Source organism: Isoalcanivorax pacificus W11-5 (assembly GCF_000299335.2).
GTDB classification, from domain to species: domain Bacteria; phylum Pseudomonadota; class Gammaproteobacteria; order Pseudomonadales; family Alcanivoracaceae; genus Isoalcanivorax; species Isoalcanivorax pacificus.
Window position 1 is genome coordinate 1,562,898 of sequence record NZ_CP004387.1, and the last position, 13,733, is coordinate 1,576,630.

Consider the following 13,733-nt stretch of genomic DNA (forward strand, 5'->3'; position numbering starts at 1 on the left):
CCGAGTTTTTTCTGCTTCCTCCCGGTGGCAACGACCGGGAAATCCCTTGGCCACATGCCTCCCGTGTGGCCTTTTTTTTGAGAGCAGATCCGGGTTACGGGCTGCGAGCGAAGGAAAGCAGGCTTTGGGTCCGTAGTTCGTAGCTCAAAAAAATACCCTCCCCCTTTGCATGACAGGGGAGGGCGGAGACAGCAAACCGTTATCAGCGTGTTATGTCAGCCAAGAAACCGCTGACCCAGCGCCAGCACGCCGATCACCAGCGGCAGGCACAAGGCGTAGTAGAGACCGTTCCAGCGCCAGGCGACAAAGTAGGGGGAGCGGCGGCAGAACGCGCTCACCATCAGTAGTACGGTGGTGAAGGGGGACGACATCATCGACAGCGTCCAGGCACTCATCAGCGCCACCGCCAGCACTTCCGGCACCAGCCCCAGCGCTTGTGGGTCAGGCAGCAGGGCGGTTATCAGAGTGACACTGATGACCGGATTCAGGCCGCACTGGCCAAGCAGCAACGTCAGCAGCATGGCGGTCACGGCAAGCCCCAGGCCGTGCAGGCCGGATGAGGACAGCCACGCATTCAGCAGCTCGATATCCACCAACGGGGTGATCAGCACGCCAATAAAGGCAGAGCCGCCGAGCATCACAATTTCGCTGCGATTCGCGGCAAAAATCGTGCTCGCACGCCGTACCACCAAAGCCCAGGCACGTCCCGTGCCGCTGCCGCCATTGAGCCGCCGACGCTGCACGGCAAGCCAGACAAAGGCACACAGCGGGCAGGCAATCAGCACCGCAATGGGCAGGCCGATATGCCCCAGGCCGCTGAACAGAAACGCGGTCAGTGTGATACCGACTACTACCAGGCTGAAGCGCCCAAGCGGGCGCAGCGAGGGGCGTGCGCGTGCCGACGCGCCCGGTGCCGGCCGCGGCCCCTGCCACCAGTCGAGCCACCAGCCAAGCAGCATCATCAGCGCAGCGATGGGCAGGGCGATGGGGAGCAGCATGGGCCAGGTGAGTTGCGGCATGTTCGAGAGCAACACCACCACGGCAATGCCCAGGGGCGATGTCAGTGGCGTGATCGCGAAGCCGCGCAGCATCGCCAGAATCATGCGTCGTTCCCGCGCCGTACGCAGGGTTTCGTCGCCGCCGGCGGAGCGCAGCGTATTGCCTTTCTGGATCATGGCGCCGAACAGGCTCAGCGCGCCGATGTTCAGGATGATGCCGAACAGCGTTGTTCCCAGCGACAGCGCCGGATAACGCATCGACGGCTTCTGATGAATCAGTGAATAGCCCGCCTCACGGATCAGCCGCGAGCGCATCGCCGCCACGCGCAGCAGGCTCAGCGAGGCCATGAAGGTGGCGAAGAAGCAGAAGCGGTCCAGCCCTTCCAGCAACAGTGGCCAGGGATCGGGCTGGAACAACGCAGTCAGCACGGCGCCAGTACAGGCCACCGTCAGCACGGCGCGCGCCATGCCGGACAAATGGCGTGCCTGCAAGACGAGGTAGACCAGCAACGCCGGCCTGGCCACCCAGGGGGCAAACGGCACGCCGGCAACCAGATCCAGCAGCGTACCGGTCATGCACAGCGGCATGGCGAAATCGGCCAGGCGGCGGAGCAGCCGCAGCGAGACCATGGCCGGGGCGCTGGCCGCAGGGAAGGCGGGGGATGTACGTGTCATCAGCGGAGCCGGGCGACCGGCGGGGCGGACAGAACGGGGACAGGTGGCCAGGCTGGCTCACGCATCGGGGGCTCTCCTGCTTGTTATTCTCGCCCTCTGCAAAAGGGGCCTTGGCAGGGAGCACCATTGCACAGGAATAGCGATATTTCAATTGAATATATATTTTGATGGAGCAAATCAGGGGCAGTTGCGGGCACGCCGGTAGCCGGCGGCTTCTGCGCTGGCCGGCGAACTGAACGACACCCGGTTGCGTTCCGCCATGGCGGTGTAGCCCGGGCAATGCGGCAGGTGATAGATGTGGCTGTTGCGGTTGCCGTGCACCACCGTGCTGGCGGCCTGCGCGGGCACGGCCGACACCAGCCCGTCGCGGCTATTGCGGTGGTTCAGCGACCACTGCCGGGCGCCGCTGACGAACGGGTTGCCATGCCCCATGCGCGCGGCGATGCGCCGGTCCCGTTCCCGCTCCCAGTCCGATACCGGGTATTGCCGGTCCCAGGCCATGAACAGCCGTTGTTGAGCGCCGGAAAGCCGCAGATCGTAGCGGTCGGCCATATAGAAGTAAGTGCGTGCAATCTGCCCCCGGAACGCGGCGCGCGGCTGCACTGTACGCCGTGTGAAATCCACCCGCACATCACAGGCGCCATGCTGCGCGGTGGTGCCGGGCAGCATGCCGAAACCATAGTTGCTGCGGTCAGCGTTTACCTCGCCGACTACCGGTGTGAGATTGTGCAGGTCAGCTTCCATGACCGAGAACACCGGATCACTGGCAGTGCACTGTGCCCGGCCACCCTGCTGCCAGCACTGCCGTTGCCGCCCGAAATCCGACGCTGGCACGATATGTTCCCACTCGATCCGCTGCGCCCGGTTAGCCTGGGCGCGCACCTGATAGCCGCAGCCGGCCAGATCGACGCGGCCGCCTGAGCGGCCTGTCCATATCCAGTTGCAGCCGCAATAGGCGTCGCCCTGTGTGTGGCGGTCGTAATAGATGTATTGGCGGGCTTCGGTTTTGGCTTGGCTGAAGTCGAGCGGGGCGGCGACGACCAGAGCGGGAGCAAGCAGGCAGAGCAGGTGGATGAACAATAGTCGTATCAAGAGGGGGGGCCATCACTGGACATGAAGAGAATGCCATCAAGGTAATGGCGAAGATGTTATTTTGACATTGTTTTGAGGTCGACGGTACGGGATTTCCTCGCAAGCCGTATCGCAACGAATCGGCCTGAAAAGAGCGTCTTATCCTGTTTCTGCGGTGCTAGATTGCGAGCTTCATCACAAAAAATATAAGGGGGAAGGGATGAAGAAGATGGGATATCGCGTGCTGGCACTGATGGTGGCTTTCTGGGCGGTATCCAGTTGGGCTGATATCAGTGAAACGGCACACACGGCGCAGTCTGCTATCGAAACAGTGCTCGCAGACGGGGAAGGCGAAGTATGCCCGGCATCGGTCGCGGTGGAAGGTGAGGCGGAAGGCGCGGGCATTATGCTGGCATCTGGCTGCTGCAAGATCTGCCGTAAAGGGAAAGCCTGCGGGAATTCCTGCATCAATCGCAGCTATACGTGCCGCCGGCCGCCTGGGTGCGCGTGTGATGGCTAGGGGTTTTTGCGAGAGCGGTGCTGTCACCGAGCAGGCGGCTCGTTGACACAGGTGCATACATCACCAACCTGCGGTCAGTAGGAGGTGCGGCATGAAATCAGTCGAGCAGCGTGCCCGCGTCCCAAGAAATTTCTGAACAAGCGACGAGCCTATCGGACATGGTTGAGCTGTCCTGCACTCCTCAAAAGCGGCCATTGACCTATTTTGCGAGCACGAAAGTACCAATAAAATACATCCAAGCCTCGCCTTCCTTCGCGTTGCCGCCCTAGATGCGATTATTCGGAACCACCGGGCGCGTGATGCTACCAAAGGGTTGACCGAGTTCGATGTACACAGGCATTTCTGGGCAAATCTTGACTTGCTGCTGCCCGGCGCGTTGCGCACACAGAGGCGGCATGACGGAGCAAACGTGCCAGATGGTTGGATAGAGATTGATGGCGAGGTCATGCCGGTTGGAATCAAACTGGGTCCATTCAATCAGGCTGCTTCTAGGCAGTTAAGGCGCTATTTTTTTGTAACCGTCCGGCGAACTCATCTACCCGACGCCATTTCCGCCAGTAACTTAGGTGTCCACCTATTTCTAAGTGGACACCTAATATGAGTGAGATGCTTCCTGCCAAGACACCCGCCAAGCGCCGCCGCTATTCCCCGGAGTTCAAAGCCAGGATTCTTCAAGAGTGCCAGGCCCCGGAGGCTTCCGTCGCCAATGTGGCGCTGCGCTACGGTCTCAACACGAATCTGATCCACAAGTGGCGCCGTGCTGCCGAAGTCAGTTCGAAGCCGCCTGCTGAGAGTAAATTTATCCCTGTCCCCATGCCGATGCCGCCGCCCTCTGCGTCCTCAGTGGCCGAGGTGGTGTTCGAGCTGCCTGGCGTGACAGTCCGCTGGCCTCTGGCACAGATCGAGCGCGCCCTTCCCTGGCTGCGGACGTTGACGCCGTGATCCGGATCGAGGCCATCTGGATGGCCACGGAGCCGCTGGATATGCGCGCCGGCCCGGATACGGCCTTGGCCCGTGTGGTCCAGGTATTCGGCGAAGCGCGTCCCCACTGCGCCTACCTGTTTGCCAACAAGCGAGGCAACCGCATGAAGGTGCTGGTGCATGATGGCTTTGGCCTGTGGCTGGCCGCGCGGCGTTTGCATCAGGGCGGCTTTGTCTGGGGCGGACTGAGTCAGGGCGAGCGTATCGCCCTGACATCCGAACAGCTTCAGGCGCTGGTGGTCGGTTTGCCCTGGCACCAGGTCGGCTGTGATCGGGGTATTGCCATACTTTAAAGCCCTTGGCGCTGGCCTGTGCGCCGGTCAGCGCGCCCTCTCTGGTATCACTTCCGGCGGCGGCGTCTGGCAAGATAATGGCCATGACGACACCGCCGCATCTCGACCAGCTCACTGCCGAACAGCTACGCCAACTGGCGGCGCAACTGTTGGCCGATGCGGCGGAAAAAGAGCAGACCATCGCTCAGCAAGGTCAGACCATTGCGCAGCAGGGTCATCAGCTCAAGCATCACCAGCTGCTGAACGACAAGCTCACGCAGGAGCTGGCCATCCTGAAGCGCCATCGCTTCGGCAAGCGCAGTGAAGGCCTGAACAGCCACCAGGCCAGCCTGCTGGATGAACTGGTGGACGCGGATATCGCGGCGATTGAGGTGACACTGTCCAAGCCCGTCGCATCAGTGGGGGCCACCTCGGCACCGGCGAAGTGCCAGCCCAAGCGAGTCCCGTTACCGCCGGCCCTGCCGCGCACGATCATCACGCACGAACCGGACAACACCGAGTGCACCTGTGGCTGCCAACTCCAGCGCATCGGCGAAGACATCAGCGAAAAGCTCGATTACACCCCCGGCACCTTTACCGTCGAGCGCCATGTGCGCGGCAAGTGGGTCTGCAAACACTGTGAGCGCCTCACCCAGGCGCCGGTCCCGGCGCAGATCATCGACAAGGGCCTGCCCACCAGCGGTTTACTGGCCCACCTGCTGATCGCCAAATACGCCGATCATCTGCCGCTGTACCGACAGGAAAGGATCTTTGCCCGCGCCGGGCTGGGCATCGCCCGCTCGACGTTGGCTGACTGGGTGGGCCGTTGCGGCGTGGCCCTGCAACCGCTGGCAGACGCCCTGCGTGAAACACTGCTTACTCAGCCGGTCCTGCATGCCGACGAGACGCCTGTCCCCATGCTGTCGCCGGGCAAGAAGAAAGCCCACCGGGCCTACATCTGGGCCTACTGCAGCCCGACCACTGCCGCCCTGCATGCCGTGGTGTACGACTTCGCCGAGAACCGGGCCGGCGCCAACGCCCGCACCTTCCTCGAAGGCTGGCAGGGCAAACTCGTCTGCGACGACTACAGCGGCTACAAGGCGGGCTTCCAGACCGGCATCACCGAGATCGGCTGCATGGCCCATGCACGCCGGAAGTTCTACGACCTGCATACGGCGAACAAAAGCCAGATCGCCGAACAGGCGCTGAGACTGATCCAGCAGCTCTACGAGATCGAGCGCGAGGCCAATGCCTTGTGCGCCGATGAGCGACAGCGTCTCCGGCAACACCGATCAAAACCCATCCTGAACAGCTTGCACCAATGGCTGATGACACACCGGCAGAAAGTGCCGAACGGCTCCGCCACGGCCAGGGCAATCGACTACAGCCTCAAGCGGTGGCAGGCGTTGATACGCTACTGTGAGGATGGGGCCGTGCCCATCGACAACAATCAGGTGGAAAACCAGATCCGGCCCTGGGCGCTGGGGCGTTCCAACTGGTTGTTCGCCGGCAGCCTGCGCAGTGGCCAGCGTGCTGCTGCCATCATGAGTCTGATCCAGTCAGCTAAACTGAATGGGCATGACCCGTACGCGTATCTGAGAGATGTGCTGCAGCGACTGCCGACGCAGAAGAACAATGCCATTGATGAGCTATTGCCGCATCACTGGAAGCCGGATGCCGTTTAGCAAGGCGTGATAGCCGGACGCTTACATTTTTTTGCTTATTCCGCCACGAGAGGTGTTGCAGTGGGGCTGATATACGTGCAGGCCGGATGAAAGGCTTATTTGTGTTAAGCATGGCCTGCTCGGAAAGGGTGGAAGGGCGTCAGGATGACTTCTCATTGCATGACCAGGCTGTCGGAGCTTTGGGCCAATCGAAACAAGCTCCGGGTGGTTGGAGCCTGAGGCAACAGGCCCTGCTCCGGCGGGGCCGCATTCCTGCGCAGCAGATTGATAGGGGGGGGGGGGGTCTGTGACGCATTTCACAAAAAACCGGAGGGGCGCCAAATGAACGAATTGGAGAACAAGGAGGCGGAGATTCTCAACTTCGCAGCGTGTTATATTGCTTTATGGATAATCTTCCGCCCATGGAATCCCTCTTACCGAAAAAATTAAAAGGAATTTGCTGTGTTGGGCGACTTCCTGAAGCTCGAAGGGTACGACCCCGAGAATTATTGTGTGAAGGCGCTTCTTAAAGGCCCCTAGGGCGGTATGGATATGTCGATTCCGGTGGTATTGGGGCCCGCATTTCATATGTCAGCATGCCCTGCGTCAGATAAGCGTCCCAAGATATCACCGCTGGTAATTCTCTGGAGTCGAGTGAGACGTGCTCCTCACGTGTGCAATTCAGGCGAATAGCGCTTGGTTCGGAACGGCCTAGCTAAAGAACGAAGCCCGCTAACGCGGGCTTTTTTTGTGGGTGGAGTTAGTTGGCCTCCCGCCAAGCATTTGCAAGTCGGATCAGGCAACGCATCCGATCATTGTTTCTAGCCAGTGCGTGGGCGTCCGGATGGAGTATCGCTAGTATGCAGTACCTATCCGGATACAATTCGCCCTGAACGTACACCAAGGCAATATCTGTCTCGGGGCTATTTGCCGGGCAGGCGCGCAATCTTATCGGTATATGTCGAGGGAATGATATGCCAGGAGGGAGCAGGTGCATATGGCAAAGGCCGGCTTTGCATGCTCCTTCAGGCTGTAAATATGGAACGTCTTTGCCAAAGTAATCTGGATACTCTTCTTCGTCGCTTTCTTTGTAGCGAGTGAAGTCCTGAAGAAGAGCTTCTAAGCTGGTTAGGAGCGCGGGGTCGAGGTCTCTAACAAGTGAATCCCGAATATCGGGATGAATAACAACCTCGACCGCCATGCCCCATCCTTAGTGCGCTTTACTTTTTAGTGCTTGATCTGAGCGTCCAAGGCACGAGTGGTTTGTTGAGACAGCAAGAGCAGAGAGCCTCGATCAAACTGACTATCGAAAATTTCTCTTGGTGGCTCCATTTGCTTTAGCAAAGAGGCAATCTTTAGCGACTTATTCCTAGACTGGCAGGCAAGGCGGTACAGTCGATCCAGCCCTTCCGGCTGATCGGGGCTCTGGCGCATCTGGTCGATACCGTAAAGAGAGCCGCTAATCATCTCGGCAATATAAGAGAATGGGTGGTTCCGTCTTTTTGGCTCGGGAATCTCTTCGCATCTAATGACAACATCTTTGATAATGGTGTCCAGTGCGGAGTTAAGGGTCTCAACCTTGCGGCAGGCATCCGAGATGGCCATTTGCAGCTTCCGGCGCTTAATGCTTCGGACAAAAGATTCCCACACGTTCGGGCGCTGTATGCGCACATAAACACGATAGACGAACCTGATGTCTTCTGACGCGCCGTCAGTCATCATGTAAACCTCGTCGGCTGTCGAGGTTTTCATCACCGCTGCGTTCATTTGGGGCTCCCGAGAGGGCATGAATTGCTCTAAAGTTATCCACAGGATTTCAGGAAACTTATCCACAATCTATGCTTTACAAGTGCGATTATCGGGCTAGCGGTTCGAATTTGGAATAGTGGCAAATAGTATTTTTTGATTCGAAAATCGATGATTTTCTTTTTGTCAATAGTAATATATTCGTAATTTTGGCGCAAAATCGCCGGCAACGGGACTTAAAAGGGGCGCGTATACAATGCATTACATGTGCCGTTTATCGCGGACAAACGGCGTTTGCTGATAGGCCGTTCAGATTCAGAACTTTTAATTGTCATATGTGCAGCCTCTCTTCGAGAGAAGGGCGAGGTCTATGGCTGCACCAAGCCGCCTCCGGGCGGTTTTTTTATACTCTCCATCCGGGCGAGGGGGGGGCACATTTGCAAGCGTTGAGAAGGCGATTCAGGACGAGGGCGTCGGCGTCACAGCGGCGTTCTGGGAAGAGTGGATTTTTTGACGCAGTTTTTGATGCAGCACAAAAAAAGAAAGAGGTTGCTGATCAGCAACCCCTTGTCTTGATGGTACACCCGGAAGGATTCGAACCTCCGACCTTCTGGTTCGTAGCCAGACGCTCTATCCAACTGAGCTACGGGTGCATAAAACCATATCTCTCAAGGCCATAGTGGCAATTTGTCGTTGCCGCCCCAAGAGGCTGCGCATTATTCCCAATAGCCGTTGCGGCGTCAAGCGCATGCCCCAGGATTTTTTGATGTTGACGACAGCGACGGTCCTCGTGGGAGGATGCGTGCTGCGGGTGCCGGTACCTGATGCTGGCATCGCCAATATCTGTTGTCTACAGGAGCCCAGCGCATGCAATGGATGATCTATGGTGCCAACGGTTACACCGGCGAATTGATCGCCCGTGCGGCGAAGCAGGGCGGGTTGTCGCCGGTACTGGCCGGCCGTGATGCCGGGCGGATTGAGGCGCTGGCACGGGAGCTGGACCTGCCGCACCGGGTGTTCGCGCTGGACGCGGCGGACAGGGTGCGTGACGGGCTGGCCGGCATGGCGCTGGTGCTGCATTGTGCCGGGCCGTTTTCGGCCACCAGCGCGCCGATGATCGAGGGCTGCCTGGCGGTGGGTGCCCATTATCTGGATATCACCGGCGAGATTGCTGTGTTCGAGCACGCCCAGGCGCAACGGGCGCGGGCGGAGCAGGCCGGCATTGTGATCTGCCCCGGTGTCGGGTTTGACGTGATCCCCACCGATTGCGTGGCGCTGAAACTGAAAGAGCTGATGCCGGAGGCCACGCATCTGTCGCTGGGGTTCGAAACGGCCTCGGGGTTATCGCCGGGCACGTCGAAAACGGTGATTGAAGGCTTCAGCACCGGCTGCCAGGTAAGGCGCGATGGACGCATTGTCGACAAGCCGCTGGCCTGGGGCCGACGGGTGATCGATTTCGGTGCCGGGCCCCGTTCAGCGATGACTATTCCCTGGGGTGATGTGTCAACGGCCTGGTGTACGACAGATATTCCAAATATTGATACCTGGCTGCCATTGCCACGGGCGGCGATTGCCGCCGCCCGGCTCGGCAACCTGTTCCGGCCGGTGCTGGGCAACCGCTGGGTGCAGGCGCGCCTGAAAGGGCTGGTGACCCGCTATGTCAAAGGACCGGATGCCCGCGCCCGTGCCAGGCTGAGTACCCGGGTATGGGGCGAAGCCCGCAACAGGCAGGGCGATCGCAAGGTGGTACGGCTGACCACGGCGAACGGCTATGCACTGACCATCGACGGTGCGCTGGCGGTGGTGATGCACCTGCTGTCGACAACGGTAACGCCGGGATGCCACACGCCGGCCGGGATGCTGGGGGCCGATTTCGTTACCCGATTGCCAGGATCAGGTGCGTTTTCCATCAGCGACCGCTAAGCTGATCAAATTCTGTCCGCCAGCGCGTCTGGCGACGCAGGTTGCATTGCGTGTTGTCGACAATGCCGGTAAATTGCCGGCCTGCTTCATATGGCGACGAAGTGTGCGTGGGTCCACAAGGCCCGGCGCGCGTTGCAGCCGGCCCAGCATGCCGGCAGGCAGTCATCTTCGCCGCCACCGCTTCAGAAAAGGGGTAGCTGAATGAACGAGTTGATGGCCCGGGGCCTGGACCTGACGCTGATGGGTATTGGCGTGGTCTATGCCTTCCTGATCCTGCTGGTGGTGGCAACCACCGTAATGTCCCGTCTGATCAACCGTTTCCTCCCCGATGCACCACCGCCGGCCACGGCGACATCTTCTTCCCTGAGCGCCGATTCGGGCCCGGTTCCGCCGCACATGCTTGCTGTGCTGCAGGACGCCGTGCGCCAGCACCGCGCGCGACAGTCCTGACTTTTCCGGCGTTGTCCGGCGGTCTGCCTGCCGGTCGCGCACCGACCAAATTCGATAAGCAAGGGTTCTGGCCATGAGTGAGAAAAAACCGCTTGGCATTACCGATGTGGTGCTGCGCGACGCGCATCAATCGCTGTTCGCCACCCGGTTACGGATCGACGACATGCTGCCGATTGCCGGCAAGCTGGACCAGGTGGGTTTCTGGTCGCTCGAATCCTGGGGCGGCGCCACTTTCGATGCCTGTATCCGCTATCTCGGCGAGGACCCCTGGGACCGCATCCGTGAACTCAAGAAGGCGATGCCGAACACGCCGCAGCAGATGCTGTTGCGTGGCCAGAACCTGCTCGGTTACCGCCATTACGCCGACGACGTGGTGGACAAGTTCGTTGAACGTGCTGCGGTCAATGGTGTGGATGTGTTCCGCGTGTTCGATGCCATGAACGACATGCGCAATATACGCCGTGCCATTGAGGCGGTGTTGCGGCAGGACCGTCACGCGCAGGGCACCATCTCCTACACGGTAAGCCCGGTGCACACCCTCGACATGTGGGTTGACTTGGCGAAACAGGTCGAGGACATGGGCGCGCATTCGGTCTGCATCAAGGACATGGCCGGGCTGCTTCGGCCGTATGTGGCGTTCGAACTGGTGTCGCGGCTGAAAGCGACGCTGTCGATCCCGGTGCACATGCAGTGCCACGCCACCACCGGTTTGTCGACGGCCACCGCGCTCAAGGCGGCGGAAGCGGGCATTGATAACGTGGACACGGCGATTTCCTCCATGTCGATGACCTACGGCCACAGCCCGACGGAAGCGGTGGTGGCAATCCTCGAAGGGACGGAGCGTGATACCGGCCTGGATATTCATCTGCTGGAAGACATCGCGGCCTATTTCCGCGAGGTGCGCAAAAAGTACGCGAAATTCGAAGGCAGCCTGCGCGGTGTGGACTCCCGCATTCTGGTGGCCCAGGTGCCCGGCGGCATGCTGACCAACATGGAAAGCCAGCTGCGCGAACAGAACGCGGCGGATCGCCTCGACGAAGTGCTGGAAGAAATCCCGCGCGTGCGCGAGGACCTGGGCTTTATTCCGCTGGTGACACCGACCTCGCAGATCGTCGGCACCCAGGCGGTGCTGAACGTGCTGGCCGGTGAGCGCTACAAGGCGCTGTCGAAGGAAACCCGTGGCGTGCTGCGTGGCGAATACGGTGCAGCACCCGCGCCGTTCAATGCCACGTTGCAGGCGCGCGCGCTGGATGGTGATGCACCGGTGACCGGCCGCCCGGCGGACCTGATTGACGACGAGATGGACAGGCTCAGCACGGAGCTGGACAGCGTTGCCGCAGAAAAAGGCATCACGCTGGCGGACGGCGAGCGTCGTATCGACGACGTACTCACTTACGCCCTGTTCCCGCAGATCGGCCTGAAATTCCTGCAACACCGTGGCGATGCCAGCGCCTTTGAGCCGGCGCCTACCGGCCGCGAGGGGAGTGTGGTGACCAGCGATGACGGCGAAGAAATCTATACCGTCAAAGTGGAGGGCCGCGAATACACAGTGACCGTCAGTAACGGCGGCGACATCACCGGCGTGAAAACGATCGGCGGGGCCGCGCCCGCCACCGGCGCTGCCCCCGCCGGTGACGGCGAACCCGTGCCGTCGCCGCTGGCCGGCAATATCTTCAAGGTACTGGTGAAACCCGGCCAGGCCGTCCAGGAAGGCGAAAAGATCATGGTGCTGGAAGCCATGAAAATGGAAACCGATATTTCAGCACCGCGCGCCGGCACCATTACGGCGATCAACGTCAAGGAAGGCGATGCGGTGACGGTGGGCGATGCCCTGGTGAACATCGCCTGACGGAGGCCGCATGAACGGACTGGAAAAACTCTGGCTGAGCACCGGCCTGCATCATATCGAAGCAGGGCAGGCGATCATGATCCTGGTGTGCCTGGTGCTGCTGTACCTGGCCATCGTGCGCAAGTTCGAGCCGCTGCTGCTGGTGCCGATCGGCTTCGGCGGCCTGATGGCGAATATCCCGGTGGCCGGGCTGGCGGAATCAGCGGTCAGTCAGGCACTGAACCTGGGCGGTGACGCACTGGTGGCGCAGATGGCGCAGATGCTGGGGGCCAGCGCCGAACTGGCCACGAAAGAACTCTACGCGGCCTATCAGGCGGCGGAGCCGGCGCTGCGGGCGCAGGTGCACGAGCTGGCGCTGGATGCCAACTACAGCGACGGGTTGCTGTATCTGATCTATACCGTGGGCCTGACCACCGGCGTGTTCCCGCTGCTGATTTTCATGGGCGTGGGGGCGATGACGGATTTTGGTCCGTTGCTGGCCAACCCGCGCACGCTGCTGCTGGGGGCTGCCGCGCAGATCGGTATTTTTGCCGCGCTGCTGGGTGCGCTGGCGCTCAATGGCCTGGGGCTGGATTTCTCGCTGGCGCAGGCGGCGTCCATCGGCATCATCGGCGGTGCCGACGGCCCGACGGCGATCTATGTCACCACGCGCCTGGCGCCGGAGTTGCTGGGCGCGGTCGCCGTGGCGGCCTACTCCTACATGGCGCTGGTGCCGCTGATCCAGCCGCCGATCATCCGGTTGCTGACCACGCGCAAGGAGCGCGAAATCCGCATGGAGCAACTGCGTCCGGTGAGCCGTGCGGAAAAAATCATGTTCCCGATTTTGCTGCTGTTGCTGGTGGCCTTGCTGCTGCCGGATGCGGCGCCGCTGCTGGGCATGTTCTGCTTCGGCAACCTGATGAAGGAATCCGGCGTGGTCAGCCGTCTGGTGGAAACTACCAGCAATGCGCTGATCAATGTGGTGACCATCATGCTCGGCCTGGCCGTGGGGGCGAAATTGAGCGCCGAAGGTTTCCTGGTGCCGGAGACGCTGGGCATTCTGGCCCTTGGCCTGGCGGCGTTCTGTATCGGTACTGCCACCGGTGTGCTGATGGGCAAGCTGATGAACCTGCTGTCGTCGTCGAAGATCAATCCGATCATCGGTGCCGCCGGTGTGTCTGCCGTGCCGATGGCGGCGCGGGTGGCGAACAAGGTTGGCCTGGAGGCGAACCCGCAGAACTTCCTGCTGATGCACGCCATGGGGCCGAATGTGGCCGGCGTCATCGGGTCGGCGGTGGCGGCGGGGATTCTGCTGAACTTTGTGGGGTGAAGCAGCGGGTTCATGCTGCGGATAAAAAAACGGCTGCGTGATGCAGCCGTTTCAGACTGAGGACAAACCCCTGTTTTTATGAATCACCTCTTCGAGGCGATATAAAAGTGGGTGGTCGCATTCCAGGTTGCAGCCCTATGGCTATGCAAGTGGAGGCTATCACCAGAAAAACAGCGACTCTTTGCCCTGGGTGGATAATTTTTTAGTAGAAGAATGGCTGCCGAGGTTTGTCAGCAGCCTGAAACGGCTGCGTGATGCAGCCGTTTTTTCATGGG

General features: G+C 60.5%; 12 protein-coding genes and 1 tRNA gene. 8 read left to right on the plus strand and 5 right to left on the minus strand.

What is annotated here, in order from left to right; translation table 11 throughout:
* Nucleotides 1–215 precede the first annotated feature (215 nt).
* Entirely contained in the window at nt 216–1,673 is a 1,458-nt protein-coding gene (locus S7S_RS07030; RefSeq protein WP_238582948.1) for a hypothetical protein, read from the minus strand.
* 177 nt (nt 1,674–1,850) lie between these two features.
* Nucleotides 1,851–2,753: an endonuclease gene (locus S7S_RS07035; RefSeq protein ID WP_008740491.1), complete on the minus strand. Its 903-nt coding sequence runs from the start codon at nt 2,751–2,753 to the stop codon at nt 1,851–1,853.
* 211 nt (nt 2,754–2,964) lie between these two features.
* On the opposite strand from S7S_RS07035, the gene S7S_RS07040 reads away from it, so the two are divergent.
* The 4 genes from S7S_RS07040 to tnpC all read left to right on the plus strand — a co-directional run bounded on the left by S7S_RS07040 (nt 2,965) and on the right by tnpC (nt 6,202).
* Nucleotides 2,965–3,264 (plus strand): hypothetical protein, encoded by a 300-nt coding sequence (locus S7S_RS07040; protein WP_008740493.1) that lies wholly within the window; start codon nt 2,965–2,967, stop codon nt 3,262–3,264.
* Nucleotides 3,265–3,861: 597 nt separating this feature from the next.
* Nucleotides 3,862–4,206: an IS66-like element accessory protein TnpA gene (tnpA, locus tag S7S_RS18815; protein WP_052269201.1), complete on the plus strand. Its 345-nt coding sequence runs from the start codon at nt 3,862–3,864 to the stop codon at nt 4,204–4,206.
* Nucleotides 4,203–4,538, plus strand: a complete 336-nt coding sequence (gene tnpB / locus S7S_RS07050; protein ID WP_041025929.1) for an IS66 family insertion sequence element accessory protein TnpB — start codon at nt 4,203–4,205, stop codon at nt 4,536–4,538. Before tnpA ends, tnpB begins: the two co-directional genes overlap by 4 nt.
* A gap of 83 nt (nt 4,539–4,621) precedes the next feature.
* Nucleotides 4,622–6,202 carry an IS66 family transposase gene (tnpC, locus tag S7S_RS07055; protein ID WP_041025964.1) on the plus strand — a complete coding sequence of 527 codons (1,581 nt, stop codon included), beginning with the start codon at nt 4,622–4,624 and terminating at the stop codon, nt 6,200–6,202.
* A 739-nt stretch (nt 6,203–6,941) separates the two neighbouring features.
* Here the strand turns inward: tnpC and S7S_RS19230 are convergent.
* From S7S_RS19230 to S7S_RS07065, 3 genes are all read right to left on the minus strand, one after another.
* Nucleotides 6,942–7,382 carry a type II toxin-antitoxin system YafO family toxin gene (locus S7S_RS19230; protein ID WP_008739320.1) on the minus strand — a complete coding sequence of 147 codons (441 nt, stop codon included), beginning with the start codon at nt 7,380–7,382 and terminating at the stop codon, nt 6,942–6,944.
* A 26-nt stretch (nt 7,383–7,408) separates the two neighbouring features.
* Nucleotides 7,409–7,948, minus strand: a complete 540-nt coding sequence (locus S7S_RS07060) for a hypothetical protein (RefSeq protein WP_008739319.1) — start codon at nt 7,946–7,948, stop codon at nt 7,409–7,411.
* Between the two features lie 555 nt (nt 7,949–8,503).
* Nucleotides 8,504–8,580 (minus strand) — tRNA-Arg (locus S7S_RS07065).
* Nucleotides 8,581–8,794: 214 nt separating this feature from the next.
* Between S7S_RS07065 and S7S_RS07070 the strand changes: the two genes are divergently transcribed.
* From S7S_RS07070 to S7S_RS07085, 4 genes are all read left to right on the plus strand, one after another.
* Nucleotides 8,795–9,850 (plus strand): saccharopine dehydrogenase family protein, encoded by a 1,056-nt coding sequence (locus S7S_RS07070; protein WP_008739318.1) that lies wholly within the window; start codon nt 8,795–8,797, stop codon nt 9,848–9,850.
* 201 nt (nt 9,851–10,051) lie between these two features.
* Complete coding sequence (locus S7S_RS07075) at nt 10,052–10,300, plus strand: OadG family protein (RefSeq protein WP_008739316.1); 249 nt, start codon at nt 10,052–10,054, stop codon at nt 10,298–10,300.
* 73 nt (nt 10,301–10,373) lie between these two features.
* Nucleotides 10,374–12,149 (plus strand): sodium-extruding oxaloacetate decarboxylase subunit alpha, encoded by a 1,776-nt coding sequence (gene oadA, locus S7S_RS07080; protein ID WP_041025965.1) that lies wholly within the window; start codon nt 10,374–10,376, stop codon nt 12,147–12,149.
* Between the two features lie 10 nt (nt 12,150–12,159).
* A complete protein-coding gene (locus S7S_RS07085; protein ID WP_008739312.1) occupies nt 12,160–13,458 on the plus strand; it encodes a sodium ion-translocating decarboxylase subunit beta in 1,299 nt (432 codons plus the stop codon).
* Nucleotides 13,459–13,733: the final 275 nt, after the last annotated feature.